The sequence below is a fragment of the Ancylobacter mangrovi genome (genome assembly GCF_024752355.1).
GTDB classification, from domain to species: domain Bacteria; phylum Pseudomonadota; class Alphaproteobacteria; order Rhizobiales; family Xanthobacteraceae; genus Ancylobacter; species Ancylobacter mangrovi.
Genome location: NZ_JANTHZ010000015.1, coordinates 40232 through 67045 on the forward strand (window position 1 = coordinate 40232; position 26814 = coordinate 67045).

33 protein-coding genes and 1 tRNA gene are annotated in these 26814 nt (G+C 65.2%); 10 read left to right on the forward strand and 24 right to left on the reverse strand.

The genetic code is table 11. From position 1 onward, the window contains the following. Positions 1-659: 659 nt before the first annotated feature. From NVS89_RS22335 to NVS89_RS22345, 3 genes are all read left to right on the forward strand, one after another. A complete protein-coding gene (locus tag NVS89_RS22335; RefSeq protein WP_258734988.1) occupies positions 660-1640 on the forward strand; it encodes a diguanylate cyclase domain-containing protein in 981 nt (326 codons plus the stop codon). Between the two features lie 158 nt (positions 1641-1798). Further along, positions 1799-2185: a DUF4189 domain-containing protein gene (locus tag NVS89_RS22340; RefSeq protein WP_258734989.1), complete on the forward strand. Its 387-nt coding sequence runs from the start codon at positions 1799-1801 to the stop codon at positions 2183-2185. Between the two features lie 415 nt (positions 2186-2600). Beyond that, a complete protein-coding gene (locus tag NVS89_RS22345; RefSeq protein WP_258734990.1) occupies positions 2601-4025 on the forward strand; it encodes an RES family NAD+ phosphorylase in 1425 nt (474 codons plus the stop codon). Positions 4026-4234: 209 nt separating this feature from the next. On the opposite strand, the gene NVS89_RS22350 is transcribed toward NVS89_RS22345, so the two are convergent. Further along, positions 4235-4507: a hypothetical protein gene (locus NVS89_RS22350; RefSeq protein ID WP_258734991.1), complete on the reverse strand. Its 273-nt coding sequence runs from the start codon at positions 4505-4507 to the stop codon at positions 4235-4237. Continuing rightward, positions 4491-4718, reverse strand: a complete 228-nt coding sequence (locus tag NVS89_RS22355; RefSeq protein ID WP_258734992.1) for a hypothetical protein — start codon at positions 4716-4718, stop codon at positions 4491-4493. Before NVS89_RS22355 ends, NVS89_RS22350 begins: the two co-directional genes overlap by 17 nt. Before the next feature lie 182 nt (positions 4719-4900). Here NVS89_RS22355 and NVS89_RS22360 point away from each other — a divergent pair, with 182 nt between their 5' ends. Then, positions 4901-5398 carry a YciE/YciF ferroxidase family protein gene (locus tag NVS89_RS22360; protein WP_258734993.1) on the forward strand — a complete coding sequence of 166 codons (498 nt, stop codon included), beginning with the start codon at positions 4901-4903 and terminating at the stop codon, positions 5396-5398. Positions 5399-5494: 96 nt separating this feature from the next. Here the strand turns inward: NVS89_RS22360 and NVS89_RS22365 are convergent, their stop codons facing one another. Together NVS89_RS22365 and NVS89_RS22370 are read right to left on the reverse strand one after the other, a co-directional pair. Further along, positions 5495-5722 carry a hypothetical protein gene (locus NVS89_RS22365; RefSeq protein ID WP_258734994.1) on the reverse strand — a complete coding sequence of 76 codons (228 nt, stop codon included), beginning with the start codon at positions 5720-5722 and terminating at the stop codon, positions 5495-5497. A gap of 249 nt (positions 5723-5971) precedes the next feature. Beyond that, positions 5972-8080 carry a putative bifunctional diguanylate cyclase/phosphodiesterase gene (locus NVS89_RS22370; RefSeq protein ID WP_258734995.1) on the reverse strand — a complete coding sequence of 703 codons (2109 nt, stop codon included), beginning with the start codon at positions 8078-8080 and terminating at the stop codon, positions 5972-5974. A 154-nt stretch (positions 8081-8234) separates the two neighbouring features. Here NVS89_RS22370 and NVS89_RS22375 point away from each other — a divergent pair, with 154 nt between their 5' ends. After that, a complete protein-coding gene (locus tag NVS89_RS22375; protein WP_258734996.1) occupies positions 8235-8480 on the forward strand; it encodes a hypothetical protein in 246 nt (81 codons plus the stop codon). Positions 8481-8655: 175 nt separating this feature from the next. Here NVS89_RS22375 and NVS89_RS22380 read toward each other — a convergent pair whose 3' ends face one another. Further along, positions 8656-8904 carry a hypothetical protein gene (locus NVS89_RS22380; RefSeq protein ID WP_258734997.1) on the reverse strand — a complete coding sequence of 83 codons (249 nt, stop codon included), beginning with the start codon at positions 8902-8904 and terminating at the stop codon, positions 8656-8658. 74 nt (positions 8905-8978) lie between these two features. Here NVS89_RS22380 and NVS89_RS22385 point away from each other — a divergent pair, with 74 nt between their 5' ends. Next, positions 8979-9209 carry a hypothetical protein gene (locus NVS89_RS22385; RefSeq protein ID WP_258734998.1) on the forward strand — a complete coding sequence of 77 codons (231 nt, stop codon included), beginning with the start codon at positions 8979-8981 and terminating at the stop codon, positions 9207-9209. Here the strand turns inward: NVS89_RS22385 and NVS89_RS22390 are convergent. From NVS89_RS22390 to NVS89_RS22410, 5 genes are read right to left on the reverse strand one after another with little or no spacing between them, the layout of a single operon-like run. After that, a complete protein-coding gene (locus NVS89_RS22390; protein ID WP_258734999.1) occupies positions 9184-9576 on the reverse strand; it encodes a hypothetical protein in 393 nt (130 codons plus the stop codon). The genes NVS89_RS22385 and NVS89_RS22390 overlap by 26 nt on opposite strands. Then, entirely contained in the window at positions 9576-9812 is a 237-nt protein-coding gene (locus tag NVS89_RS22395; protein WP_258735000.1) for a hypothetical protein, read from the reverse strand. Before NVS89_RS22395 ends, NVS89_RS22390 begins: the two co-directional genes overlap by 1 nt. Continuing rightward, positions 9778-10203, reverse strand: a complete 426-nt coding sequence (locus tag NVS89_RS22400; protein WP_258735001.1) for a hypothetical protein — start codon at positions 10201-10203, stop codon at positions 9778-9780. The genes NVS89_RS22395 and NVS89_RS22400 overlap by 35 nt, the downstream gene beginning before the upstream one ends. Continuing rightward, positions 10203-10811, reverse strand: a complete 609-nt coding sequence (locus NVS89_RS22405; protein WP_258735002.1) for a lysozyme — start codon at positions 10809-10811, stop codon at positions 10203-10205. The genes NVS89_RS22400 and NVS89_RS22405 overlap by 1 nt, the downstream gene beginning before the upstream one ends. Continuing rightward, positions 10811-11026, reverse strand: coding sequence for a DUF7940 domain-containing protein (locus NVS89_RS22410; protein ID WP_258735003.1), 216 nt, complete (start codon positions 11024-11026; stop codon positions 10811-10813). The genes NVS89_RS22405 and NVS89_RS22410 overlap by 1 nt, the downstream gene beginning before the upstream one ends. An 84-nt stretch (positions 11027-11110) precedes the next feature. On the opposite strand from NVS89_RS22410, the gene NVS89_RS22415 reads away from it, so the two are divergent. Beyond that, positions 11111-11197 (forward strand) — tRNA-Leu (locus NVS89_RS22415). Positions 11198-12478: 1281 nt separating this feature from the next. Here NVS89_RS22415 and NVS89_RS22420 read toward each other — a convergent pair. Genes NVS89_RS22420 through NVS89_RS22430 form a run of 3 tightly spaced genes read right to left on the reverse strand, consistent with a single transcriptional unit; the run spans position 12479 to position 14370 of the window. Then, positions 12479-12793, reverse strand: a complete 315-nt coding sequence (locus NVS89_RS22420) for a hypothetical protein (protein ID WP_258735004.1) — start codon at positions 12791-12793, stop codon at positions 12479-12481. After that, positions 12783-14009, reverse strand: coding sequence for a hypothetical protein (locus tag NVS89_RS22425; protein ID WP_258735005.1), 1227 nt, complete (start codon positions 14007-14009; stop codon positions 12783-12785). The genes NVS89_RS22420 and NVS89_RS22425 overlap by 11 nt, the downstream gene beginning before the upstream one ends. Before the next feature lie 55 nt (positions 14010-14064). After that, positions 14065-14370 carry a hypothetical protein gene (locus NVS89_RS22430; protein WP_258735006.1) on the reverse strand — a complete coding sequence of 102 codons (306 nt, stop codon included), beginning with the start codon at positions 14368-14370 and terminating at the stop codon, positions 14065-14067. A 168-nt stretch (positions 14371-14538) separates the two neighbouring features. Here NVS89_RS22430 and NVS89_RS22435 point away from each other — a divergent pair, with 168 nt between their 5' ends. Continuing rightward, complete coding sequence (locus NVS89_RS22435; RefSeq protein WP_258735007.1) at positions 14539-14784, forward strand: ribbon-helix-helix domain-containing protein; 246 nt, start codon at positions 14539-14541, stop codon at positions 14782-14784. A gap of 118 nt (positions 14785-14902) precedes the next feature. Further along, positions 14903-15208: a ribbon-helix-helix domain-containing protein gene (locus NVS89_RS23015; RefSeq protein ID WP_374114629.1), complete on the forward strand. Its 306-nt coding sequence runs from the start codon at positions 14903-14905 to the stop codon at positions 15206-15208. Positions 15209-15215: 7 nt separating this feature from the next. Here NVS89_RS23015 and NVS89_RS22440 read toward each other — a convergent pair whose 3' ends face one another. The 7 genes from NVS89_RS22440 to NVS89_RS22470 form a co-directional block, all read right to left on the reverse strand. Next, positions 15216-15506, reverse strand: a complete 291-nt coding sequence (locus NVS89_RS22440; RefSeq protein WP_258735008.1) for a hypothetical protein — start codon at positions 15504-15506, stop codon at positions 15216-15218. A 4-nt stretch (positions 15507-15510) separates the two neighbouring features. Further along, positions 15511-15684, reverse strand: coding sequence for a hypothetical protein (locus NVS89_RS22445; RefSeq protein WP_258735009.1), 174 nt, complete (start codon positions 15682-15684; stop codon positions 15511-15513). Between the two features lie 66 nt (positions 15685-15750). After that, complete coding sequence (locus NVS89_RS22450) at positions 15751-18453, reverse strand: ubiquitin-activating E1 FCCH domain-containing protein (protein WP_258735010.1); 2703 nt, start codon at positions 18451-18453, stop codon at positions 15751-15753. A gap of 19 nt (positions 18454-18472) precedes the next feature. Continuing rightward, a complete protein-coding gene (locus tag NVS89_RS22455; RefSeq protein ID WP_258735011.1) occupies positions 18473-19138 on the reverse strand; it encodes a hypothetical protein in 666 nt (221 codons plus the stop codon). After that, positions 19135-21231, reverse strand: coding sequence for a phage tail protein (locus NVS89_RS22460; RefSeq protein WP_258735012.1), 2097 nt, complete (start codon positions 21229-21231; stop codon positions 19135-19137). Before NVS89_RS22460 ends, NVS89_RS22455 begins: the two co-directional genes overlap by 4 nt. Further along, positions 21232-21624, reverse strand: coding sequence for a DUF6950 family protein (locus NVS89_RS22465; protein WP_258735013.1), 393 nt, complete (start codon positions 21622-21624; stop codon positions 21232-21234). Beyond that, entirely contained in the window at positions 21621-22199 is a 579-nt protein-coding gene (locus tag NVS89_RS22470; protein ID WP_258735014.1) for a hypothetical protein, read from the reverse strand. Before NVS89_RS22470 ends, NVS89_RS22465 begins: the two co-directional genes overlap by 4 nt. 135 nt (positions 22200-22334) lie before the next feature. Here NVS89_RS22470 and NVS89_RS22475 point away from each other — a divergent pair, with 135 nt between their 5' ends. Continuing rightward, a complete protein-coding gene (locus NVS89_RS22475) occupies positions 22335-22790 on the forward strand; it encodes a hypothetical protein (RefSeq protein ID WP_258735015.1) in 456 nt (151 codons plus the stop codon). Here the strand turns inward: NVS89_RS22475 and NVS89_RS22480 are convergent. From NVS89_RS22480 to NVS89_RS22495, 4 genes are read right to left on the reverse strand one after another with little or no spacing between them, the layout of a single operon-like run. Then, a complete protein-coding gene (locus NVS89_RS22480; RefSeq protein ID WP_258735016.1) occupies positions 22772-25060 on the reverse strand; it encodes a phage tail tape measure C-terminal domain-containing protein in 2289 nt (762 codons plus the stop codon). The two genes, NVS89_RS22475 and NVS89_RS22480, sit on opposite strands and share 19 nt — an antisense overlap. A gap of 27 nt (positions 25061-25087) precedes the next feature. Next, positions 25088-25387, reverse strand: coding sequence for a phage tail assembly chaperone (locus NVS89_RS22485; protein WP_258735017.1), 300 nt, complete (start codon positions 25385-25387; stop codon positions 25088-25090). A gap of 20 nt (positions 25388-25407) precedes the next feature. Then, positions 25408-25821, reverse strand: a complete 414-nt coding sequence (locus tag NVS89_RS22490) for a phage-derived protein YdaY family protein (protein ID WP_258735018.1) — start codon at positions 25819-25821, stop codon at positions 25408-25410. 51 nt (positions 25822-25872) lie between these two features. Then, positions 25873-26802 (reverse strand): phage tail tube protein, encoded by a 930-nt coding sequence (locus NVS89_RS22495; RefSeq protein WP_258735019.1) that lies wholly within the window; start codon positions 26800-26802, stop codon positions 25873-25875. Positions 26803-26814 lie beyond the last annotated feature (12 nt).

Below are 26814 nucleotides of genomic sequence, written 5' to 3' on the forward strand. Positions count from 1 at the left end.
GCGTCGCACCCGAGATACTGGTCACGCGGGAAGGCTTCGGCGCCGGCTCCGAACGGTATCCGGCAGCGCGAGGGGGCATGAGGGCGAGGCGGTGCAATATCAAGGGTGATTCCGAAATCGCAATATATCGATACGTGCATATTACGTGATTCACGGCCCGCCCACCCCGCAGCTTTTGCTTGAGCGCCAGGCCGCTGTTCGCATGCCTGCACCGCCCCTGCGCCGTCACGACCCTCGGAAATAGACGCGTTTGAACGCGGCCAAACAATGACCCTATCCCCCGCTTCGAACGCACTGCACAACCCTGCGTTCCGCAACGGTATTTCGAGGTGGGCTGAGGGGCCGGCCACGGGGATACCGAGGGCCACGGGGAAAGAGATCGGCAACGTTCGCAAATGGCATCGGCCAACAGGACGGACCGATTCGCGCTACCTGGCGCCGGGTCGACCGCGACCGGCAAGCCGGCGCTTCACCGATCGCCGAAGAAAGCGCCGCAACCCGGCGGCCCGCCCCGGATCGCTCGCCGCCAGCGCCGCGCCGAAACTTCCCTGGGCGAAGGTCCCACCGACGCTCCGTGGCGGCTGGACGCCCGCGACCAGCAGGGGATAAGGAATAATTCGAATTCGTTGTATTTCGAGGAGCGAACCTCTCGGACCCCGATGGCCATTCCCGACGCCATATACACCGGCATCCTGACATACATGCAGGGAGGCGTGGTCGTCATAGACCTTCAGGGCACCGTCCGGGCGTTCAACCCCGCGGCCGAGCGCATGCTGGGGCTGGCGGCTCGGTCAACGCTGCGCCAGCCCTTCGCGGCCTACTTCTTCGAAAACCCGGCCAACGACACCTTCGCGCAGGCCGTGCTCGACGCGATCTATGATCCGAACACCCAGCACACACGCGACCTCACCTTCCACCGCGACGACGGCGTCAGCTGGCTGAACGTCATCACCTCCTTCCTCTGGTCGCCGGCCGATGCCGACGGGCCGTCGCGGAAGATCGGGGTGGTGGCGCTGTTCGTCGACATCACCGAGCGCAAGAAGGCCGAGGCGAACCTGCAGCGCATCAACGACCAGCTGGAGCAGCGGGTGCGGGCGCGCACGTCGGACCTCGCGGCCATCAATCGCGAGCTCCAGCACGAGATCGACGAGCGGACTATCGCGCAGCGCCGCCTCGCCTATCTCGCCGAGCACGACGCGCTGACCGGGCTGCCCAACCGCCGGCTGCTGGAGCAGCGCCTGACCCGCGCCCTGGTGAGCCTGCCGCACTTCGCGGTCGCCTATCTCGACCTCGACAACTTCAAGATCGTCAACGACGCCTACGGCCACGATGTCGGCGACTGGCTGCTTTCCGCCGTCGCCGGCCGCCTCGAGGAATGTCTGGGACCGGAGGACCTCCCCGCGCGCCTCGGCGGCGACGAGTTCGCGATCTTCCTCAGCGACGCCTCGGCCGCCGAAGCGACCGTGAGCCAAGTCGTCGAGCGATTGAGCCAGCCCTACCGACGCGCCGACGGCACGACGCTCGACATCGGCGTCAGCGCCGGCATCGCGCTGCATCCCGAGGGCGGGCGCACGGTGCGCTCCCTCATCCAGTCCGCCGATGCCGCCATGTACCGTTCGAAGCGCTCGAGCCGGCGCTGACCGGCCGGGATATCGAGCCAAGTAAGGCATAGGCGCCCGCCCGGCCACGAACCGGCCCCCGCGAGCCGTTTCCACGGTAAGCTGTTACAGCCCCGACGTTTCCCTGTAGTATTGGATACCGGGGGTCGTCATTCATCGCTGTTCTCTGGGGAAATTTCATGACGTTCAAGCTGAAGACCACGCTCGTCGCTGCCGCCATTCTCGTTGCCGCGCCGGCTGCCGCCCAGCAGTCGAACTATGTCGCCGCCGCCTACAGCAAGGATACCGGTAATGTCGGCTTCGCTACCGGCCATTCCGAGGATTCGGTAAAAACCACGGCGCTTTCGGAGTGCCAGACCGGCGGCGCCAGCGACTGCGTCGTCGCCATTGCCGGCCCCGACATGTGCATTTCCCTCGCCCGGGCGACCAACAAGAACCGGCTCGGCCTCGGCGGCGGCGCAACGCGCGCCGACTCGCAGAGCAAGGCGATGAGCGAATGTGCGCAGAACGACGCCCAAGGCTGCAACATTCACGACACCTATTGCGCGCCAGAAACCATCCGGTAGCGGGCGCGCTCGCACAGGTCGCCCGGCGCACGGACAGGCCCGTCACGGTGCCGGGCCGATGTCACGGATCTTGCGGAAGCGGTGCTGAAGCGGCGCCAAGCCGTTGAAACGACTGGCGGGAGTGACGGGGCTCGAACCCGCGACCTCCGGCGTGACAGGCCGGAAGAAGATTAGTCGTTTCCGCAGCTTGTGACACTTTCGGGCGCCATTTCAGGGCTCCAAATGCGCGAAAGTGTCACGCTGTCGATTGTAGAAAGTCCGGTGTGCGGTCGACGAAGATAATGTGCGGGGCGATCCTCTATGGTGAGCGAGTTAGGGCAACCTCGACCAAGAGGCTGGGATGAGGCACGAAGACTCAAATGGCGAAGACCCGTGCAGGCAACGTCTTTGCGCTGCCTGTGTAGGTGAGCGCTTCTTGAAGGCGGTCATCCGCAAGGAAGGCGAAATTGCTCGATGCAATTTCTGCTATCGTCGGAAGAGCCGCACCTTCACTCTGGAGCAAATGGCGGACAGAGTCGAAGCGGCCTTTGCCGACCATTACGTGCGGACGTCTGATCAGCCCGACGATCTAGAGACTATGGCGATCCGTTATGGCGAACTCGTTTGGCATCGGCATGGCGAACCGATCGGTGAAGCGATTCAGATGGCGGCAATGATTGATGAACCGCCAGCGAGCGCCATCGCAGAAATACTCGCTGAGCGCCACGACACTTTTGTCCCCGGGGACGTCGACGGGGAGCAAGAATTTGGCCCTGACAGCCACTACGAGCGATTGGATGTGGTCAAAGATGATCATTTTCATCAGAACTGGGAACGGTTCGAACAGAGCCTGAAGAGCGAGGTTAGGTTCTTCAGCCGCACCGCCCAGCAGGTATTGTCAGACACTTTTTCGGGGATCACTGAGGCTCGGACAAAGTCCGGCATGCCAGTTATCGTCGCAGCCGGTCCGGGAACAGCAATCACGTCACTTTTTCGCGCACGCGCCTTTCAGTCGCGCGATCGCCTCGAGGCAGCCCTGTCTCGCCCGGACTTGGAGATTGCTCCACCCCCCTCCAAAGACGCGCGAGCGGGCCGCATGAATGCCCGCGGCGTGCCGGTGTTCTACGGTGCGACGGATGCGCAGATCGCCATGGCCGAGGTCCGGCCTCCAGTCGGGGCAGAGGTTATAGTAGGCCGCTTCGAGATTATACGATCGCTTCGGCTCTTAAACGTTACCTTACTTGGTAAGGTTTTCGTCGAGGGCAGCGTTTTCGATCCGACGCTTGCCGGAAGAGCACGACGCGCCAGTATTCTCGCTACACTCAGCCGGCGGATCGTTCGGCCGGTGATGCCCGACGCTGAGGACTTCGAATATCTCGTCACCCAGGCTATGGCCGATTACTTAGCTGACCATCCCGGCTTCGCGCTCGACGGCGTGCTCTTTCCCTCAGCGCAGAGCAGGGTAAAGGGTTACAATGTCGTGCTCTTTCATAAGGCGGCTCGCACTGCCGAGTTCGACATGCCTAAGGGGACAAAGGTTCAGGCATACTTGCACGGCGGCCGTTCGGACGAAGATGACGAGCCATTGATGTGGTCGGTGCTCGAAGAGACACCTAAATCGACCAGGGAGAGCAAGCCGATGACTACCGGGGGTTCATGTGGGGATCTAGAGGCTGTCTTTTCCATGCCGAGCCTAGTGCGGGATTTTTGGTGGGGCGAGGAGAAGGATCCACGCGAGTTAAGCCTTCGGCTCGACCCAGATTCGCTATTGGTGCATCGTATCAACACGGTGCAGTTCCGGACGACCGTAACGCCGGTTAAGCGGACACGCCGCGAAAAGCCGGAAAGCGAGCCGTTCTAGCGCACGTTGACACACCAACCGGCCGGGCTGATGCCGAACAGGGACCGTTTTCAAGGTTACTTGCGAGCCTGTCCGCGATTTTCGGAATCCTAAGCTGGGGCGGCCAGAAGCTCGCTTTGGAAGGTCAGCGACGATAGTCGAACTGACCCAAGAACTACCGGCCATCACCCTTCGCCTCGCCGGCCCCGATTCCGCTGCAAACTACGCGATCACCGCCGCACAACGTCGCATGCCCGATCGGGCGACGGTCGCCCCATCGAGCCGCCCGCATGGCGATGAAATGCTTGAGCGTCATGTTCCTCGCCGAACCACACCGCGACCCAGCGCTGCCCATCCACGTGCTCCACGGTCGCGCGTGACGCCGCAGAGGCGTAGAATCGAGCGCCGCGCAGCATGTCGGTTGCCAGTTGCTCCGGTAGCCAGACGCTGTACGGAAAATCGCGTCGGATCGCGTCGGGGCTGATCTCACCCTTGCGCCGCATCGCCTACCCTCCGCGACGGCCGACCGCGAATGTAGCCCCAGGAGGCTTCCTGCCGGGCCATCTCCAGCGCCACCTCGAGATATTGCTGGCCGATGAGCAGCGCCTTGATCGTCGCCCGCAAATCGCCATCGCAGGCCGCGATCGCCTCGTCGACGTCGGCCTCCGAGATGGCAATGGGTTCCCGTTCGGCGGGCGGTTGCTCGCTCGGCATGGTCGTCTCCCTCGTCTGAGGAGGGATTGATTCCACGAGAACGAAAAGAGAACAAGCCCGGCGGAAGGACATGTCACCGTTTTGAGGAGAGGTTGGCGGAAGAGGGCTGAGTAGCTCCCCGGAACCAACGTTCCGCCACGTCGTTCTTCAGCCGCTTGGGGTTGGCATCGATGGAGATCGACATGACGGACAAGGCCCTCGACACCCTCTTTCACGAAACCCTGAAGGATATCTATTTCGCGGAGCGGAAGATCCTGAAGGCCCTTCCCAAGATGGCCCGAGGCTGCCAGGCGCCTGAGCTCAAGGCCGCTTTCGAGAAGCATCGCGACGAGACCGAAGGTCAGATCGAGCGGCTTCAGCAGATCTTCGAGCTCATCGGCAAGCGCCCCCAGGGCAAGACCTGCGCGGCGATCGAGGGCATCCTCGAGGAAGGCGAGGAGATCCTGGAGGAGTTCAAGGGACAGCCCGCGCTCGATGCCGGTCTCGCTGCGGCGGCCCAGGCGGTCGAGCATTACGAGATCAGCCGCTACGGTACGCTGAAGCGCTGGGCGCAGGTGCTCGGCATGAAGGACGCCGAAAAGCTGCTCGACGCCACGCTGCAGGAAGAGTCGAAGACCGACGCGGCGCTTTCCAAGCTCGCGGACAAGGTCGCCAACAACAAGGCGCTGAAGGCCGCGTGACATGCCGAGGGCTCGGCTCGAGGCCGGGCCCTCGCATGCGTCTGGCCGGGTGTGGTGCGGGCCGCTCCCTATCGGTGACGGTCCGCCCCGCCGCGGTTAGAGCTGTAATTCCCGTTCCCGAAACGCCGGGATCGCCCGCAGGGCGAAGCGAAGCAGGGCGTCCCGTTCGCGTAGTCCGAGCCTGGCTCCCTCCAGCACCGCCGACGCCAGCATTGTGCGGATGCCGTCGTTCAGCGGCACACGCACCGAGACCCGCCCGCAGGCGTCCTCGAGGACCTGCTCGAGAAACGCCACGGTTTCAGGGTCGTAGCTCTGATCATACATGACCGACGCTCCCGTTCAGGATGGCGACGCTCATGTAGACGAGCGGGGCCGTTCCGCAAGAGCCCATCTTCCTGACATCAAAAGAAAATCCGCTTGCCGGGCAAGACTGGCCCTCGCGGAACGCCCGGCCGGGCGTGGCCCCTCGGCGGGGGATCTCCTTGGCACGGATGTCGGCCCCTTCGGCCGCGGCGGGATGAGCTCAGGGCTGGCCTGGTCGGGGCGGGTATTTCCCGGCCCCGATGGCGATCGTCACAGAGCGAATGCCGGCTGTTGTGAAAGCATCGCCTCGAATTGCGCCACCGGAACGGGCTTTCCGAAAAGGTAGCCCTGAGCCTCCGCACAGCCATTCTCGCGCAGGAACGCGAGTTGAGTACGGGTCTCCACTCCTTCAGCGATGACCTCGAGACCGAAACTCTTTCCCAGATAGATGATGGCCTTCACGACGGCGGCGTCCTCGGGATCGGTGTCGACGTCGCGGATAAAGGACCGATCGATCTTGAGGCAGGTCACCGGATAGCGCTTGAGAAGGCTGAGCGACGCAAAGCCGGTGCCGTAGTCGTCGAAGGCCAGCCTGACGCCGAGCGCTTTCAGTTCCTGGAGGAGCCGGAGAATGGTGGTGTCATTGCGCAGCAGGATCGTTTCGACGATTTCCAGCTCGAGTGCCGCCGGGGGGAGATTATTCTCGGCGAGCGCCTCCCGGACGGAGGTCAGGAGCCTGCCGGCGCGGAATTGCGCTGCGAACAGATTGACTCCTATGCGGAAGGAAGGGACGGCTTCGCGCCAGATTGCAGCCTGCGCGCAGGCCGTGCGCAGGACCCATTCCCCGACGGCGCCGGCCGACGGCTTCTCACTGAGGACTTCCATGAACGAGGCTGGCGTGAGCAGGCCGCGTTGAGGATGGTTCCAGCGCATCAGGGCTTCGGCGCCGACCAGTGCGCCCGTCCGGGTGTTCACCTGCGGCTGGTAAAACAGTTCGAACTCACCGTGCTCGAAGGCAAGCCGAAGTTCCTGCGCGAAAGCGCGGCGTGCGATTACCACATCTCGAAAGACAGGCGAGAACATCTCGGCCCGGCCCCGGCCCGACGCCTTTGCCCGATAAAGCGCGAGATCGGCGGCGCTCAACAGTTCCTCGGGGCGCGCGCTGTGGGCCGGCGTCAGGGCGACGCCGATGCTGACGCCGACCTCGACCTTTTCTCCTGCAAACTCATAAGGGCAGGAGACAATGGAAACGAGCTGATCGGCAAACGTGGCGGCATATTGCGGATCGTCTCCGGGAAGCAGCGCGACAAATTCGTCGCCTCCGAGCCGGGCGATTATGATCGCATCTTCACAGGCGAGCTTCAGCCGCGCGGCAACCTCCTTGAGCACGGCGTCCCCGGCCGAATGGCCGAGCGCGTCGTTGACCTCCTTGAAGCCATCCAGGTCGAGAAGAATGATGGTGGCCGGCGTCTCGGCAGCGAGCGTGTCGGTGAGACAGTCGCGCCAGGCGCCACGGTTCGGCAGGTCGGTGAGAGGATCGAGCGAGGCGAGGCGAAACAGGCGTTCCTCGTTGCGACGGCGTTCGCTGATATCCCGGACGATGGCGCCGACGCTCGTCTCGCCGCCTTCTCCCCAGGTCGAGAGCGAAAACTCGGCGGGAAACTCGGTCCCATCCTCGCGCAGGCCGGAAAGTTCCACCGTCCGGTCCGCCAGTTCCAGTTTCTTGCCCTGGTGCAGTCGGGTCAGTTCCGCTTCATAGATCCGCCGCCAACTGTCCGGGACAATGACAGCGCCTGTCCGTCCGATCATCTGATCGGCGGAATACCCGAATATCCGTTCGGCCGACCTGTTCCAGAAGGTGATTTCTCCCCTGGCATTGCTGCAGATGATGGCGTCGGGAGATGTGGCCGCGATGTTCTCGAAACGGGCCTGGCTCAGCGAACGCACATAGTCGAGGCGCCTCATTTCCATGCGGTCCATCACCAGCGCCGCCAGATCGGAGAGATGCTCGCGATCCAGTTCGGTGAAGGATGAGCGCGGCTCGGTGTCGATGAGGCAGACGGTGCCGATCTTCTCTCCGCCTGGAGCGACCAGCGGCTTGCCGGCATAGAATCGAATGAAGGGCGGGCCCAGTACCAGCGGGTTCGACCGAAAACGCGGATCGCGCGTCGCATCGGGAATGAGCAGGATATCGTTCTGAACGATGGCATGGGCACAGAACGAGACTTCACGGCTGGTCTCGCAGACGTCGAAACCGACGCGCGCCTTGAAGAACTGCCTGTCGCGCTCGAGCAGAGAAATCAGGACGGTCGGAACATTGAAGAGACGTGCGGCCAACTTGGCCAACCGCTCGAAATCCTCCTCCGGCGGCGTATCCATGAGCCGGTACTCGGCCAGGACGCGAAGGCGCTCCTCTTCGTTGCTGGGCACTGGGTAAGGCAAGTTCATATGCGGGAATATAGTTCGACATCGGAGCGGGAAGAAGTGCCTCTCCGGGCATCTTCCAGGTCAACAGGCACGACCGGATCCGCCGATGCCGGAAATAGATTTAACCGATCTGCAGATCGCCATATTGCGAGCGATGGCAACGGACTATGTCCGCAACGGCAAGCTGCGCATCCATACCGTCGCCTCTATTCGCGGCCCACACGTAAACGGGCGCCATCGGGATCATGCCAGATTCAACACCGGCCGCGCCGCACGGTTCACGTTGAGGAAGCCAAAAAACACCCTGCCTCCCCTGGGCGCACTGATGGGCAGGAGGCAGGGCAAGAGATGATTACAGGCTCTTCTCCAACGAAGCCCGCCGACGTCGGTTCCGAAACCAAAAAAGCCCCCCTCCCGGAGGAGAGCGGGACCAGGGTGATATTCGGCGCGACGGCACCCGGGGAGGCGCACACCACGTGATGCCGGGATCGGTCCCGGCGGCCATCCGCGCAAAGCGCGCGGATCTCTCACACGTCGGCGAGGGTGCGCAGGAAGTCCTTCGGCCAGAAGCTGGCCTCGGCTTCCGCCTCGAGCGCGGCCCGCCGGCGGGCGACCTCGCGCAGGATGAAGCGGCCATGCGCCTCCTGCGCGTCCAGCGTCCCAATGCTGGTCGCCCCGCGGAAATGGACGATCAGCCGGCCGGTCGGCGCGTGCCAGGCCGAACGCTCCGCATCATATCCAGATGGTCCAAGGTGCTGATGCGGCGCCGTTTTCATCGCTCGAATACATTCCAGAATGTAATTGGGAGAACGGCGCAACCTCGACGACAATGCGCGAGGGAGGGCACGACATGGAACAGTCGCCGCGCCAGATCATCGAAGCGTTATCCGCGCTGGAAGGCGCGCTTGAGGATCACTCATTCGCGCTGTCGCGGGTCAGGCGCGCCCTGATTTCCGGCGAGGATCCACTCACCGCCATCGCGAGGGCTCGAGTTACATGGCAGCGGCTTGCCGGCGTTCAGGGACAGGCCGATCAGCGGCTGTCGGGTCCTGCGCTCACGATCGTGCAAAAAGGCCCCTGAGCACGGCCAGCAGTTCGTGCCAATAGGTCGTGATCAGCCAGACCACGCCGCCGAAGACGAGCGAGAAGCCCGCGCCGCCCACCGCCGTCACCGCGCCGAACCGATCCCGGAACGTCCTGTTGGTCGCGATCTCCCCGGCGTGCTCGTCGAGTCTCTTCTCGTGTTTCTTGACCGTCTCCGCGACCGGTCGGATCGCGTGTCCGACTTCCGAGACGCCGGCCTTCACCTCCGACATCTCGTCGCGGACCTCCTTGCGGAAATCGGCGTTCACCCGCCGGTCGGCCGTCTGGTCGTCCTTGAGGTTGCGCATGTCGGCCGCGAGCTCGCCCAGCTTGCTCATGATCTCGAGAAGGATCGCATCGGACATCAGCCGGTCCCGTTCCGGTAGCGCTGGGCCATGGCGTTCCATCCTTCGCGGCAGCCCTTCAGCCGGGCGCCGAAGGCGTCGCGCTCGCCGGCGAGCTTGGCGACGGTCTGCTCGAGCGGCTCGCCGGTGCGGTAGTCGACCGGTGGCGGGGCGTCGCACACCGCCGGTGCCGGCGGCACCCGCACGCTGGCCGCGGTAAGGCTATTCGGGCCGGCGCAGGCTGCGGCGAAGATCATCGCCGAGCACGCAATCACCGGCCCGGCGCACCGCCGAGGCATATTTGGTCGCGAGCGCATCCCGCTCCTCCTGAAGGCTGGCAAGGTCCATCTGCGATTTGGCGAGCGAGGCCTCGGAGCGCTGCTGCACCTCCTCGGCGATCGTGGCGTCTCGCTTGAGCGCGGCGTTCTCAGCCGCGAGCCGTCCGGCCTCGCAGGCCGCCTGCGCCCCGGAATAGCCGGCGAGGTAGCAGGCATAGCCGATGGCTGCCGCGCCCCCGATCTGCACCAGGGCGCGGTATGGGGCGAGCGGGAACAGGCCGTAGACCAGCGCTGCGCCGCCGAGCACGAGGAAGGCCCATGCCGAGAGACCGTTAAGCCAGGCGGGGAAGAGATCGAGCAGGGCCCCCATCACTGCAGCCCCGTCACGCAGAGCTCGCCCTCGCCGAGGCGGCTCGCATCGCCCATCTCGCGGCGGTGGACGAGGCCTTGCAGCACCTTCCCGCCGGCGCGGTTGAACGCGGTCTGCGCATCGCACGCCGCCCGCCAGTTGGCGGCCCGGATCATCCGCGCGGCGGTCGATCCGCACCACCCACGTCGAGGCTCGACACTGCCGACCCCGAAATTGTAGGCACCTCCTGTCATGGCCGCCTGCACCGGCACCGGCGCCCGAGTGAAGTTCGGCGCCGCGCATTGCGAGATCGGGATGTAGAAGTCGCGGTAGACGCGCTCATAGAGCATCGCCACGCATTCGGCCTTGGTCTTGCGCATCCCGGCGCGAACGCCCTTGGTTTCGCCGTAGCAGATGGTCCAGACCCCGACGGCGTCGCGATAGGCGGAAAGGCGCAGCCCCTCCCAATCCTTGATGATGAGGTCGGCCGCCATCACCACGGCGGTCGGGTACTGCTTGCCGGTCGGGGCGACCGAGTACCACGTGCCGCCGATCAGCATGGCGGCGGCCATCACGGCCGCGATCGCCGCCGAGGCGCGCTTCGTGGGGCGGAGCTTCTGCGTCGGCATCAGCGGTCTCCCATGGATTTCTGCGCCAGCAGGCGGGCCACGAAGGCGCCGGCGACGACGAAGGTGGTGAGGGTGGCGAGCAGGCCGGCGGGGATCGGCAGTTCGCCGAGGTAGGGCAGCGCCGCCTCGAGGCCGGACAGCAGTCCGGCGAGTACGAGCAGGCGCACGCTCCAGGCGCGCGTGAGCACGGCGCGCCAGTCATTGACCAGCCGCATGGAGAGTCTCCGGATTGTGAGGGACGAAGGAGGTCGCGCCGGAGCGCTTCGAAAAGTGCTAGGCGTGCCACCGGGACGATGATTGCGGACGTGGCGAAACTGGTAGACGCACGAGACTTAAAATCTTGCGCCGTTAAAGGCTTGCGGGTTCGAGCCCCGCCGTCCGCACCATGCTGAAACCGCTTTGTCAGCGGCAACGTTTGGGCAGGTCCTCTTGGGAGAGGACGAATGCTTCGGCGCCTGGCTGCAACTTGGCGCTCTCATCGACATGCCGCGAGTATCATCAGGTACAAGAATCGATGGACAAGACTCGTTCAGGCACCAGGATATGATTGATATTGACGCTCTGATCCGCCGCTCCGAGGCGCTCCAGATGCGAAAGCAGGGATCTGCCGCAACCGGCTACGAGGCGATGTCGCGTATCCGCCAGGATCTATCCAGTAAGGTCGATCCGACGGCGCTTTCGAAGCTGGATGCCCACATTCGGCAATTGTGGTGGTGCCAAGCCCGACACCGAGGCTCACCCCTGGACAGGTCGACAGTCGTCGTGAAGTAGCCGACAACGGCATTGTCGGTGGCGGAGGAGCGTTGTGTGAGCCGTCGTAGAAGTGGACCCGCGCGGACTCGCTACCCTCACCGCATGTCCGCGCGCCGCGCGCGTTTCGAAGCGCGGCGTGCCCGCAGGCAAGGGCGATACCTTCCTGCCGGCCATCCCTATGCCCTTCTGCCGACATGGGTTCCTTACGTCCTGGCGCGCATGCTGGGCGGCGTGTTCGGCGCCATCGGACGCCTTGGGGGCCTCGCTCGATAAGCAACGTCACAAAAAAACCCTTCGCCGCCGAGACGGTGCCGCTCCTTTCGAGGAGGCGACGGCAGGCCTTTTCGGTAGATGAAACGGCATGTGAGCGCTCGATGCGGCCCCAAGACGCCCGCTATCTCCTGACGGCGATTTTCATTGGTCTCGCGATCTGCGCCGCCATAGGAGGCGCGGTCGGATTTGCGCTCTACCATCTTCCGGATGCGCTCGCCTGGCTGAAGGCGCACTGACGTTTCGAGCTCTCTATGCCGGCAATTCGGGGGGATGCGCCGGGGCATGGGCAGCCTTCACACTGCAGGATATCAGACGGACATCGACGCGCCGCGGAGGTGCCTGTGCTTTTCGCGTGGAATAAGTTCTACTTTCCTTGCGTCAACCACCTGGACCGAATGGCTGGCGCGCTGCGCCGGCGCCTGCTTGGCGTGGCGGGATGGGCCGGGGACGTGCCACCCACTTTCCCGGCCCACCTTTCAGATAGCGATGTTCGCTTCTGCGATTGGCCGTAGGTATATTACCACTCGCGTTGCCGTCGCTCGTCAGCTCCCAGTACCTGCCACGGGCGCGAGGTACGGACGGGGCCGAACGAAACCGGGGCGGTCGCACGGCCCGTCAGGGTCTCGCTCTTCGTGTCCCCCTCATCCCCACACGCGCAGCGGCGGGTCGGGATCGATGCGATAGGCGGCGAGCGCCTCCGGCAGGCTTTCCAGCGGGCCGCACCACAGGCCGTTGACGTGGTAGCCGGGCAGTTCGTCCATGACCGGCGCGCCGTCCTCATCGACCTCGCCAGTTGGCTCGTAGAGCGCGCCGATGTCGTCGATGCACCAGTAGATGCCCTCCCACCAGCCATCCGCGGCGAGGTGCTCGATCGTTTCCTCGCCGATCAACGCGGCGCCCGTGGTAAGTGCCGCCTCGCGATCGGGGAAGCGCAGATAGATCGGATTACGCTGCATAGGGCACCGCCAGACTTTGAATGCGGGCGTTGTCCGCGATTTCCGGGAACCACGCCGTCTGATCGTAGAAACCCGACCCGACGGGCGCGGATAACGCGGCGCAGCGACCGAGATACACGACGCCGTCGGTCACACCGGTTTCATTGGCGTCCTCAGCGATCGCGCTGCCGTTCAGGCAGACTTTTCGGCTAGGTGCGTTCGAACCTGCGAAGACGGCCCCGAAGTCGGAAGAGAAGCCTCCGTCGTCACTATCTGCCCGGAGAGCCACCACCTGATTGTAGGCGGTAATATTGGCGTCGGACGGCCCGCGCGAAATAAGAGCGACGGAGCTTCGGCCGCCAAGGACCCGTGCATTGGGCGCTGGCGTTGTCAGTTTGCCGCGCACCAGGGCCGTCGCCCCTCCCGCCAGCATTGAGACTATCGCGGGCAGGATCTGGAAGCTCTCGATCGGCCGCGTCACTGCTGCCAGCGCGTCGCCGGGGATCGGCGCGTGCGGAGCGAACGCCTGTTCGTAGAGACCGGGCAGGATGAAGAACACCGTCGTGCCAGGCCAGACGATAATCACGATGCGGTCGGACGAACTGCCGGGCGTCAGTCCCGGACAGGTCACCCTCCCGGGAGAGGACTCGATGATCTTCGCGCCCGTCCCGCCGCTCTCAAGTCGCAGGGTCGGCTTAGTGCCGGCACCGGTCGACCAACCGAACAAGTCGAGCGTGTGCGGGTTGACGTTCCCAGTCAGCCCGACCGGATAGATGAAAAACGGAGCACCCGATCCGCTCGGGTTGTCAGCGAAGTACACCTTGCCGTTGGTGCAGATCGGGTCCAGCCCCATTGCCGCGATCTCGTCCGGCCGGTCGGCGACGCCGTAGGTTGCGCCCGCAGGTGGCGCGCCGACAGCGATCTTGCCGGCGTCGACCGGATTGTGCTTGCGGCACTCCAGCTTGTTGGTGAGCGCGTCCTCGAGCACCAAGCGGCGCCGGCCGGACTCCCAGGAGAAGCGCGGCTGATTGGCGGCGAGGTTGCTGCGCAGCTTGCCCGACGCATCCCAATAGGTGCGCGAGGAGGTCCCGGCCGCCATGAAGCTGGCGAACCATTCGGCCTGGCTCGCGCGCGTCGGCAGGCCGGACACCGGGTTCGGCAGCCAATAGATGCCGCGCACGAAGTCTGCGCCGGCTGTCGAGCCGGCGAGGCCCTGGGCGGCGAGCCATGAGCCCATGTAAAGAATCCTACCCCGCCGACGGCGCGAGACCAGCGAAAGCCCGAGGTCCATCTCAGGCCACCGTGTGGATTTCGAGGCCCTCGGTCGTGCCCGTCGCGAGCACGCGCCGCACCAAATATTCGAGGATGCTCACCTGCCCGACTGGCAGCGACAGGATGAGCGGCGCGTCGTCGGCCTGGTCCACCGGCAGGACCGAGATCTGCGCATCCTCGGCATCGGCCGGCACGAAGATGCGCAGGCGGGCATAGCGCGCGAGATCGTCATCGTCGCTCGGCGTCACCACCGCTCCGGAACGGCCGAGGCCGACCGAGGGCGTCACCTGTGCGTACCACGGGTCTTTGGCGGGATCGTAGGGCATGGGGAGCTCCGGACATAAAAAAGCCGCCCGAAGGGGGCAGCGGCAAAAGAGAATCCAACTGGAACAGAGCAGTTCTTTTGTAGCTATTGCCGCCCAAAATCACCGCTGCGTATAATGAAGGCCACGAGCGTGTCTGATGTCATTCCGATCTCGCCATGGACCTCTTGAATGTCGATAGTTAGAAATTCAATTAGAAAAAGAACGATTATTATCGGACGGCATGTAACGAGCGTCTCTCTTGAGGACGATTTTTATAACGCGCTAAAGGAGATCGCTGCCGCTCGACACCTCCCGCTCTTCGCTTTGATCAACATGATCGACGCCGACCGGAGAACATCCAATCTTTCGTCAGCGCTGCGGCTGTTCGTTCTTGGTGAAGCCCGCAATGGCAGGCTGCCCCCGGCACGAACCTAGACGTCTCGGCGCGCACCGCCCCGTGCCCCATGCCGCTTAAGCAGCATGGACAGATAATACCTCTAGCGTTCATGATCAACGAGCGATCACTTTTGGTCACCCTGCTGAAGGTCATCGAATGGCTATAGGTAACAGTTTGGTGAAACGTAGAACTATTATGGTCGGGCGTGAAAAGCGCAGCGTGTCTCTCGAAGATGAGTTCTACGTTGCCTTAAAAGAGTTAGCGGTGAATCGCGGCATGCCAATTGGCAAACTGGTTTCTCTTATTGATTCCAGGAGGGTGACCGCGAACCTTTCGTCAGCGTTGCGTCTGTTTGTCCTCCAACAAGCACGAGATGGCGCGCTGTCGCCGCGGCAACCGAACCCGATTCGATCCGAGGATGCTCCGACGGGGGCACCACAATCGATGCCTAGTGTTTCCTGACACTCCCTCACGCCGCCGCCGGCCAGCCGACGGCCGGCAGCTCGGCGAGGAAGTCGGCGATTTCCGGCGCGGCGCGCTCGCCCGCCGTTACCTTCGCCAACTCAGTGAGCGCATAGGACCACACGGCCGAGCGCCATTCGAACAGCGCCTGCGCCTCGGCGGCATAGGTCTCGTTCGGGTCGCCGCGATAGGTCACGGCAGTCTGGATCGAATCATACTGGCGCTCGCCCGCCGTGGCGTCGAGATGCGCCTGGATCGCCGCGACATAGTCGGCCTGCGTCCCCCGCGCCCTCGTCATCCGGTTAAACAAGGGCAAGCCCGCCATCCGCCGTCGACAGGGTGAACGGCGCGCTGCCGGCGCGCGGCGTCACCTCGAGCTCGACCAGTTTGCCGACAAGGTTCAGATCCGTGAAGCGGATCGCCGGCGCCGGCGCGCTCGTGTTTCGATGCAGCGGGATCCTGATCGTTGCGGTCATCTCGGCTCCGGACATAAAAATGCCGCCCGAAGGCGGCGTGCGGGACAGGCGGGCGTGGTGGAAGCGTCAGGCCGAGACGAATTCGAGCGGGATGACGAGCGTTTGCCCGTCGCCCGTCACGGGGTGCGAGCCGTCTGCGGTGGTGATGATGAGCTGGTCCGATCCGGCGGCGACGGCGGCGGACAGGAGCAATCCGGCGCTGGTGTTCTGGCCGGGCTTGGCGGTCGATATACGCGCCGCGAACGGCAGCGTGACGGCGATGCCGTTCGCGGCCGACCCGTTGGCGCCCACCGTCACCGTGACGGCGCCCATGACGTGGTCGAAGACGGCGCTGCAATCGAAAGCCGCCGTCGCCGAACCGATCGTCCCGGAGACACCCGCCACGGCGAGGCCGGTATGGTTTCCGCTCTTGGTGTCGTTGAAGGTCGCCTTCCTTGTGTCGCGCGCCGTGATCGAGCAGTTCTTGAGCCGCCCGGCCAGGTCCAACGCGTCGACGATCGCCGATCCGCCATAGGAATAGACGTTCTGCCCACCCGGGCAGTCGAGCGCCAGCGCATCGTGGATCTGCCCGATACTGTTGAACTCGCGCAGGCCGATGGCGAGGCTGCCGGTTCCCGCATTGGCATAGATTATGCGCCCGACACCATTTGTATGGTGCGTATTCAGGGCGAAGCCGTCCATGCTCGCATCGAGGTCAAACGTCTCGATATTGATGTTTCCGTCGTTCCCCGACCCCTCGAACGAGAAGTTGAACACCATGTCGTTCATCATTGGGTGGGTCGGATCGTCGAAATAGATGCCGATCTGCATCTGGCCGTAATTGACGATGTAGCAGGTCTCGAACTTGAACTGGTTGGCCCTCGTCAGAATAAGAGACGGCTTGGTCTGGCATTTGACCAGAAGCCCTTCGGCGACATAGGTGCTGAAGGTCGAGGTGTCGAGGTCGACGGTGATCTCGTTGCCGACGATCGAAAGGATTTCCGCGCGCTCCTTCCATACCTCCACCATGCCCTGGACATCGACGCTGAAGGTCACGAGATCGCCCACCTCGAGCGGGGTGGCCGACATGTCGGAAAAGGTTATGACGGCATTGGCGGCCTTGGTGATGCCGGTGATCTTCGCCCCCACCGATGGCACATAGATCCAGCTGTCGCGCAGGAAGGTATTGTTCCCGTGGCTGACCGGACCCGAGCGCAGGGTCGTGAATTCCGAAGTGACGGGGAGAAGCGACGTGTTGCCGATATGGATGCCGATCCCCGCGTCATATTGCGAGTTGCACCAGATATTCTGGTGAGCGGTGTTCTCTTCCTGCCCGTAGGAAAGATAGGCCGCCTCGCTGAAGAAGCCGAGCGTGGAACAGCCCTGAAACAGGCCCTTTCCGCACCCCCTCAAGGTGGAGGGGCCGGAGATCCAGGCATGGGAGGGCATGTCGTTCTCGTCGCCGATCCACGCCACGTTCGTGATCGTGTAGCCGCTGGAGCCGGACAGATCGAACATCGGCTTGCCGGCGCACTTGCCGAGAAAGAGGCCACCCCGGATACGCCACCCATAGGAGGCTATCTCGGTGAGATCGATCGTATCGGTGATAAGGAACGGACCGCCGCTGAGATCGAGGAAAACGCCCATTGCATTGGCGCCCCAGGCCGGGTCGAGCGACGTGAGGGAGCTGTTGAGGCCCAGGATCGCCCTCACGGCATCCACCGCCGACTGGACGGCGGCGGTATCGTCGTTCACCCCGTCGCCCTTGGCGAAGAAGTCGAAAGGCGAGATGGCGCCGCGCGCGCGCGCGAAGTTGACGCGCTGCCACCATGCGCCGTCGAAGCTCTGGATATCGCCGGTCAGGCTGTCGGCGCGCCGGAAATAGCCGCCCATGCCGTCATGGGGCGCGTCCTCGCCCAGCACCCGCACTGCGTCCGGCGAAACACCGATGGTTGCCGCCTCGAGATCGCCGATCGTCGAGAAGGTCAGGGACGCGGCCGCGTCAAGCTCGCCCTCGATCGCCGCCAGGCGACTTCCCGCGTTGAGGCTCTCCAGCGCGTCGACGCGGCCGGAAAAGCTCGACAGGTCGGGCGACCACAGCTCGTTGTCGGTCACGTCGCTGGCGGCTATCACCTCGATATCGGTCTTCTGCGACGTTCCCCACGTTTCCACATAGAGGCGGTAATAGCGCGCCGTGCCGGGCGCGACGACGTCGACGCCGGTGCCCGCGGCGGCCGCGAAGATCTTCTCCACCGAAGTGCGTCCGCCTGAGACGATCAGATCATCCCAGACATGCAGGTCGGTCGAGGAAATGTACTCGCGCGAGGCGGTGTACCACGCGATCCTGAGCGCGACGGCGTCGCCGGACGGATCGCCGGTATCGACGTTTCGCTGCACCACGGCCCGGGCGCGGTAGGTCCGGCTCGGTTCGACGGCCCGCAGGCCGCGCCCGGCGATCAGCGCGCTTCCCGTGAGCCGGGCCACACGCCCCCGGCTGGACGTGACGACCCAGGCCGGCGGGACCGACGGCGCCGTCGCCTCGTCGCCTGTCAGGCCGCTCGCGAAACGCTCGGGCGACACGCCGGGACGGTTCGCGTCCGTGGCATCCACACGCGCGCGGATCGCCGCCTCAGCCGCGATCGCCGACATCCGGGCCGAGACCTCGAGATTGATCTGGAGCTGTAGCGCGGCGTCCTTGGAATCGAGCCGCGCCAGCATCGCACCGGCCTGGTCGCCGAGCGCGTTGATGTAGTCGACGACGTCCTGATGGGTCGACGGGATAAGGGGCATGAGCGGTCCTCGGAGTGGATCAGAGCGCTTCGACGAGCGTTAGGGTCGGGTCGGCGAACTTGCCGAGGTCGAGGTCGAGCGGGATCGACGACAAGCCCTCCGGCCAGCACTGCAGGCGCAAGTTCTGAAACGACAGGCGCGTACCGGCAGGCGCGGCGGCACGCAGCGGCGGCAGGAACCACAGTTGAACCGGCGTCACCCCCAGCGTCGGCGCCGGCCACGGCTCCCCGCCCGTCCATGCGTCCGCATCGAGCCAGTTGTCCTGTGCCTCGCCGGGCGCCGTCACTGCCACCACGCGGTAAAGACGATCGCCGATCGAGAACATTGCCCCCGGCTCGGCCTCGATCCCGTAGATCGCGACCAGCGCCGACACCGAGCCAATCGGCACGGGCGAGAGCACGGTCGCGCTGCTGCCCGCCGCGTCGGCACCCGTTGCTCGGTGCATGTCGTAGACTGTGGCGACAACGGCCTCGCCGGCTTTCATCCGCGTCACTAGCGCCCGCCAGGCGAGCACCTGTTCTCGACTGCGAATGGCGAAGGTGTAGGAAAGGCGCCAATAGCCCGCATCGGAGAGCACGCGCTGCTCGAGGCCGTTGCTGGTCCGCCCGCCGGTGGCATAGGACGCCACGAGTTCCGGATCGGTGATCTGGCTCGGCTTGAGCGAGGAAGGCCAGGTTGCGGTCATGGCAGCGTGATAAAGTTCGGGCCGTCGGCGGCCGATTGCACACCCGACCCGTTCTCCACCTTCACCCAGTAGTACCAGGTGCCGGAACCGGGAGCGGGGTCGACGAAGGAGAGGACGGCATTCGGGCCGCCATAGATCGGGCCGGAGATCTCGTCCGCGCCGGCGAAGCTGCCGTCCGTGTCGCGGTAGACCCGTCCGGCAACGACATTCCGCGAGTTCGGGTTGCGCCAGGTGATCGTGGCATTGGTCGTGCCGTTGACGCTGGTGATGCTCGGCGCCGCGGGGGCCGTGTTGTCCGCCGTCGCCACGATCCCGGAGATCACCGCCCAGGTCGAGGCGCTGCCGGCACCGACGTTCCGGCCGCGCACATTGTAGGTGGCGCCGTCGACGACACCGACGATCTGCAGCTTTTCCTCGCCGTCGTCGACGCTCCCGCCGGGCTGCCAGATCCCATCCGCCTGGTTGGCGTACTGGACCTCGACCCGCAGTCCCGGCTGCGCGGCCTGCGTCCACGTCGTGATGATGGCCGGTGCCGAGGTGCTGCCGGACACCGCCACCGATCCGCCGGTGGCGTTGAAGCCGGTCGGCAGCGGCAGGCTGGTTTCCGGCACCGCCTCCGCGGCGGTCGGCGCGGTCCCCTCCTCGGTGGCCGGGTCGAAGCTGTAGGCCGCGCCGGAGAACGAGGCGATGGACAGGGTCACCGACATGCTCGCCATGTCGAAGTCGACCCCGGTGACCTCGAACGTCTCGTTCACCTCGAGATCGGCGATGATGACGCGGATCCATCTCTCGTCCCAGGCCCGGAGCCCGGCGAGGGTGGTGTGGATCGTCCCCTGCCAGCGCGGCGAGCCGCGAAAGGCGGCGATCTTCATCAGCCGGCGGGCGAGGTTGTGGTGCTGGATCTCGAAGGCCTCGATCGTGGTCGAGCGCACTTGGCCATAGGCCGCGATCTCACTCTCGATCCGCCACGGTTCGGCCTCGACCTCGGCGAAATACTGGCCGGGATCGGTGTACTTCAGGCGGTACTCGTTCGCCTCGCGCAGCGGCCCGCCGCCATCCGAGAGCGAGAAGTCGATGATCTGGTCGTCGGTGATCGTCACCGTGGGGTCGGCCCACACCCCGACCCGGAAGCCGATCCGCCCGTCGGGCCGGAGCCGGATGTCGCCGTCGCACATCGTGATCAGCCGCGAGAGGATGCTCTGCGGCTCGGCGTCGAACTGGTAGCTGAGCGCCCCGAAATAGCGCGGCACCGTACCGCCGGCCTTGACCGGCACCGCAGCGTCGCAGGCATTGGCGGCCGCGATGAAGTCCGCATCGTCGATATAGGCCGGGTCGATCTGCAGCCCGTCCGCATGGGTCAGGTAGTCGCGCAGGAACAGCGCCGGATTGGTGCTGTAGACCACGCTCGCGCTGCGCGGGTCATAGGTTTCCGCCGCTTCGAAGATACCTTGAAGCGACGGAATGCGGTTCGGGTAGACGTCGGCGATGATCTCGGCATCGGCGTTGCGCGCCAGCAGATACGCATGGGCGATGCCGTCGCCGCGATGACCGGTCGTCCAGTAGGGATCGCCCAGCGCGGCGACGAGGCTCGCATAGGCAGCCTGCGAGGCCGAACCGTCCCGCTGCTCGATCTTGACCGTGTTCGCGGGATAGGGCGCCGTGACCACCCATCCCGACACGTCGATGCCGACCCCGCGCCCGTCGATCACCCAGCCGAGCTGGGCGTGCATCTTCTGGCTGCCGAAGGCGACGACCTGGTGCAGGTCGCCGTCCTTGGTCTCGATCATGGCGAGCGACCCGCCGATCATCACCTGCCCGTAATGGCGCCAGCGCGGCCCGACCGAATTGCGCAGCGTGGTCTTGACGTCCTGCGGCTTCGGGGCGCCCGACGAACGGCTGAAGAGCGCGTTGGCGGCGTAGGAAATACCGATCGTGAGCCCGAGGGCGATCGCGCTCGATGCAATCGCGATAGTTCCCGCCGTCGCCGTCGCCGGCAGCAGCGCGAAGGCGAGATAGGCGCCCACGGCCTGCGGCATGGCAGCGGCGGGAAGCACGGACGCCACCAGCAGCACCGCGATGAAAAAAAGGCGCATTCACACGCTCCACATGGCGACAAGATGGGGATGGGCGACCGCGACGATCCCGCTCTCGGACTTCGCCGCCCAGCGCATCCCCGGCGTACAGACCATCGCCAGGTGCTCGTCGCGCTGGCGCACGATTCCGAAGGCGCCGGGCCGCGCCTCATTGAGCCGGGATGCGCCGGCCGACGCGGCGAGGCGGGCCACCAGCCTGAGAAGCCCGCCTTCCCGCACCAGGACCGCGCGGCATTCCTCGCGCGTGGCATAGGTGCCGCGCAGGGGCGCGGCGGGATCGTGGCCATGGTTCGCCAGCCACCAGTCCGCCACCGTGAGCGCGCAGTCGAACCGTCCCCAGGCGAACGGCTCGGAAGCCATCCGCCGGAGAAAGGCCGTAAGATCCGCCGTCATGGCCAGTTGATCACCCTGCCCTCGATCCCGGCGACGCGATCGAAGAACCGGTCGCCCGGCGAGCGCGCCTTCTGGTCGGCATCGGTGTAGAAGCCGTGGCGCGGCCGGCGATTATTGATGAACGGTCCTTCGGCGCGCACCGAGACCGTGTAGACGTGCCGCATGTTGCTGTCGTCCCAGCTCCGGCTCGCGGTCATGGTCTTGAGCTGGGCGAAGCGGAACGGCATCGGCAGGTCGAGCGGCTGCCAGGACTCGTCGAAGAACTGCCAGAACACGATGACGACCGCGTCGTACCAGTTCGCCCGGTCGCCCTTCACCTTGGCGGCGAAGTCCGCATCCACGCCCGACACCGTCAGGTCGAGCGGCGCGGCCGCGCCGTTCACCGACTGCCCGAGGCCGGAAATGTCGCCGACCACGCGAAGCCCGGACCAGAGATAGCCGTCATTCGTGCGCAGCGCGCGCGCCCCATTCCACAGCCGCACGGCGCCGGTGGGGAAGTCGAAGCGTACGAGTATGCCGCAGCGGACCAGTCGACCGCCCAGCTGGGCGTCGATGGCAGCGGGGAAATCAGCCATGCAATTAATCCATGGATCGGTAGGGCCGTGCCAAAGGCCCGGCGGCGCCAATGATGCGATGATTATTCAGTCGGAGGCGTCGGCCATCGACACTTTCGGCAACGCTGTTACCGTTGCGACTTGAGGGAGGCGACAATGACACTTAAGGCGCTAACGGTCGTCGCGGCCGTGACTTTGATCACAGCATGCACTCCGAATATCAAGTATGTCGCAGACACCTATAAGGACATTCCGCGTACAGTATATAAGGTGCCGCCAAATGATGGATTGCCTGCTGTCCGTGAGCTTCCAAGTGGAAAGATCGCAGATGTTTCTAAGGCGTACATCATCTTCGATAACACCTCTGTTGGAAAGCTGATGATATTGCCTTCTGAACAGGACATAGCATCAGCCGGAGTTGTCCGCGGATACACCTTTGGGGCCGTAGATCTTATCCCGACAGAGGATGCATTCCGCGAAGCGGCATCCGGATATTTGCGATCATCCGGAAGGCAATGCGAAATCATCTCGATCCGTGAGATGGACGAGCCCGTCCACGAAATCTCCTACTCGTGCTCTACCATCGACACAGGTCAGCCGAGCCCGCTCTGAGCTGGTGCGCGGAGGCGATCCTCGGAAACCCAGCCCGAAACGTTGCCACGCACCTGCGTGACGACCTTCCGGTTGTTTTCGTCGAGGATCCGACGGAACTGCTGCTCGCTCATCTGCGAGCCGCGCGCGTCGATGTTGTAAACGGGGGCGAAGGTGTTCCCCGTGGAGGAACCCGCAGCATGAACGCCTCCCGGCGCGGAAAACTGGCGCGCCGTGGCACCTATCTCCTGCCGTTCCGCGTAGCCCCCCTCCGCATATCCCTTCTTCAGGCTGCGATGCAGCATGTCGAGATGGCCGACGCCCGCTTGACGGACGGCTGCCTGGGAGAAGACGAATTCGCCCCTGTGAACGACGCCCGCCGGCTCGTTCCGGCCGCCGGCGCCCGTATAGCCGCCCGTGTCGAAGCCGGGGAGTAGGCCGAAGAGACCGCCGCCATTCCCGCCACCGAACAGCCCGACCATGGCCTGCCGCGCTGCATAGCGCGCCAGATCCGAGATCATGCTGTCGACGAGGCTCTTGAAGTCCAGCTTGCCCGTGCTGGCGAAGTCGGCGAACGCGTCCTCGAGCGAACCGAACACCCCCTGCACCAGGTCGGCCGTGCGCTCGGCCTCCGTGCCGAGGGAATCGAAGTAACGCATCGTTCCGAGCTGCAGGCCGCTCAGCGGGTCAGACGATTTCCCCAGCCGGTCCATCAGGTCCTGCTTCTCGGCATCCGCCAGCGCCTCGGCGGCCTTCGAGGCGTTGCGCGTATACGTGTCCTGATTGATCGCCCCCTGCGCCAGCAGATCGTTCAGCTTGGCGATCTCCGCCGCATAGCGCTCCGCCGCGGTGCGGGTCTGCTCATAGTAGCGCTCGGCGTCGCGCAACGTGTCCCGCTGCGCCCGCGCCGCATCACGGGCTCGCGCGCTTGCCGCCTTGTCGGCCGCTGCGCGAGCCTGCTCCGCGGCGTAGTTCTTGGCCGCCTGCTCCTCGATCTGCTTGCGCAGGTCCTGCGGCACCCCTTGCCCCAGGTTGTCGGTATAGCGGCCGATGAACTCAGCCCGGGGGTCGCCGATGCGGGAATAGTCGCGCCGCAGTCCTTCGAGCGCCTTGGTCGCTGAAGCGATGTCGCTTGCGGCATCGGCGACGCCCACCAGCTGCTTCTGCGCATCGGTCGCGGTGCCGGCGAGCACGGCAAGCTGCGCCTCGAGCATCTTGGCGCCGCCGGCCGCGGCCGACAGGCTGTTGTCCGCATCGTCCGCGTTGCGGATGATGCCGAGCAGTTCCGAGGCCGTCTTGGCGACCTGCGGCGAGGTCTCGCCGATCTGGCCGATGCTGTCGACGAGCCGGTCGACGTCGGGTGCGCCGGCCTTCACCGAAGCCAGGAAGTCGTTTATGGGGCCGGCGAAGGCTTCGTAGTCGCCGCCGACGGTGAACCGGCGCTGCGCGCCTCGCCCCGCATACGTGCCGACGTCCCGGAGGAAGTCGCCGGAAAGATCGTTGACCTGCGCGCGCATGTCGGCGAGCGCCTGCGTGGTCTCGACCACCGTCGCGGAGCGGCTGGCATTGTTCCATTTGGTGGCGGCGCCCGACACCTCGTCATAGGCGTCCTTCACCAGCTTCAGCAGGCGTTCCTGCTCTTTCAGGTCGTCGCTCAGTGACTTCGTCGACGAGCCGAATGCCGACCACGCGGCCTCCGCCGCCAGCCCCGCCCCCACGATACCGAGAAGAGCCAGGTTGACGGGCGTCGCCATCGACAGGACCGCCTGGCCGATGCCCATCACGGCGCCCTTGACGCCCTTGTCGCCGAGGATCTGGCTGAGCTGCCCGCCCTGAGTGGCGATGACCTGGAATGGCGAGGCGCCCGATGCGAGCATCGTCGCGACATCGTTGAGCTGAAACTTCAGGTTTGTGAGCTCATGCGAGGCCAGCTGGAAGTTATCGTTCGCGCCCGGCGGGCCCTGCTTGGCCTTCAGCAGTGCAAGGGCCCGGCTGTATTCCTCCGCCGTGATGATGCCTTGCTGCATCGCCCGATCCAGCGTCGCCTGGCCGCGCGCGAGGTTCTGCTGCGCGCGGTACTCCTCGTCGATCGAGCGCCGCAGGCGATCATAGGCATTCACAGCCGAGAGCTGGCGCCGCGTCACCGTGTCGGTGACCGTCGCCACCGTCTGGCCGGTGGCGGCGACCTTACCCTGCGCCGCCGCCACCGCGTCGAGGTCGGCAACCGACTTCTCGGCGCCGCGGCTGTCATACTGCGTGACCACGCGCCGGATCTGTTCGACCGATGCCATGAAATTCCCCTGCAGGATGCGCTGGCGCTATTTCGGCCGCGCCATCACCTTCTCGACGAATGCCGCGTCCATCGCGGCGATCAGGACGCGGAGCCTCTCGAAGGCGTCGCCATGAACGTCATAGCGACGGGCGAAGCGATCGATCGCGGAGAAGGATATGCGGCCGATCATGGCGAAGCCGAGCGGCCGGTCGTTCTTCAACGCCCAGAAGGCGCTCCACGCGAATTCCAGATGCGCCGGTATGGTCGGCTGGTTACCAAGCGCCGGGATGGCCTCGCCTTCCTCGGCCAGGTCCTGGAGCCACTCGATCTTGTCGCCCCACTCCATCTGCCAGAGCAGGGCGTCGGTCAGTTTTTTGCGTCGGTCTCCAGGGCATCGCGCCCCTGCGCCGCGACAACCGCGGCGGCATAGGCGACACCCTCGCGCATCGTCTCGCCGATCTCAGGATCGGTGAGCAGATCGAGCGCGGCCTCCGGGGTGAACGGGATCAGCGCATCCGCTTCGTCGGTGAGGTTCCAGTCGAGAAGGACCGCCCGCGCCATGACTTCGGTCGCGATCGCCTCGACCGTGTCCGCCGGCAGCGCCGTGCGCTGCTCCTCGTCCAGCGCCGCGATCAGATCGGCGCGCAGCTTGATCGCGTCGGGATTGCGGGCGCCACGCACCCGGAAGGCGACGCCTTCGAGCGCGTCGATCGGGATGCGGTCGACCCACCCTCCTTCCGTCACGTTGCGCACGCCCTTGCGGATCCGGGAGAGCTTCATGTGGTGCTTCCTTCCTGCCGCCCGAACGTACGGGCTTATGACCGATTGTCGTCACGCCACCGCCCGGGTGATCTTGATCGAACAAGCCTCCGCCGCGTCGTAGACGGCGCGGAACGGGATGTTGACCATCACGTCGTCGCTATTGCCGCCGACCTGCCGCTCGCCGTTCAGGAACACGATCTTCGGGAACAGGAAGGTGTACTTCTTGCCGGCATCCTTCCCGATCGTGAAGCTGAGCGCGCCGCCGCCATGGTCGAGCACGGCCTGGTAGAGCGCATTCGAGCCGAAATAGGCGTTCAGCGTGCCGGTGACGTTGCAGCGCCCGAGCCCGAACTCCTCGGAATAGAGCGAGCCGACCACCGGCCGGGTCCGCAGATCGTTGTTCACCTCGAACGAGACCGAGCGCAGCTTCGGCGCCGGATCGAGAGAGGCGACGGCGAGCGAGGCGATGTTGCCGGAGGCGCTGAGGATCGGCTCGGCATTGGCCGCCGTGTAGGTCGCATCCTCGATCACGGCCGTGTCGAGCTCTTCCTTCTGGCCCATCAGGCCGATGGAGCCCGTCACCTTCTCCCGCGCCGACACGGACAGCGAGAAGGTGTTCACCATGCAGCCCGAGAAGCGGGAGAAGCTGTCGGTGGCGCCGAGCTCCAGCGTCTCCTCGAAGGTGAAGCTCTTCGGCGTAACGCCGTTCTTCAGCACGTCGCTCGCCCAGGCGCCCATCAGCGCCCCATCGAGCATGTCGTCGAACGTCCCGTAGGAGAATTCGAAGGGGTAGGCGCCGGCGACGTCCATCCCGACCATGCTCTCGTCGGGAACGTTGCGGTCGGCGCGGATCTCGTCCGACGTGATGGTGGTCTTGCTGGTGCGCGGACCGCCCCCGGTCGTGCGGAAGACCTTGAAGGCCGGCGTCGCCGGCGTGGTGCCGAAGGTGGCTTCGGCGACATAGGCGATGCGCGCCCCGCTCGATGCGGCGAAGGACATGGCGTGTCTCCA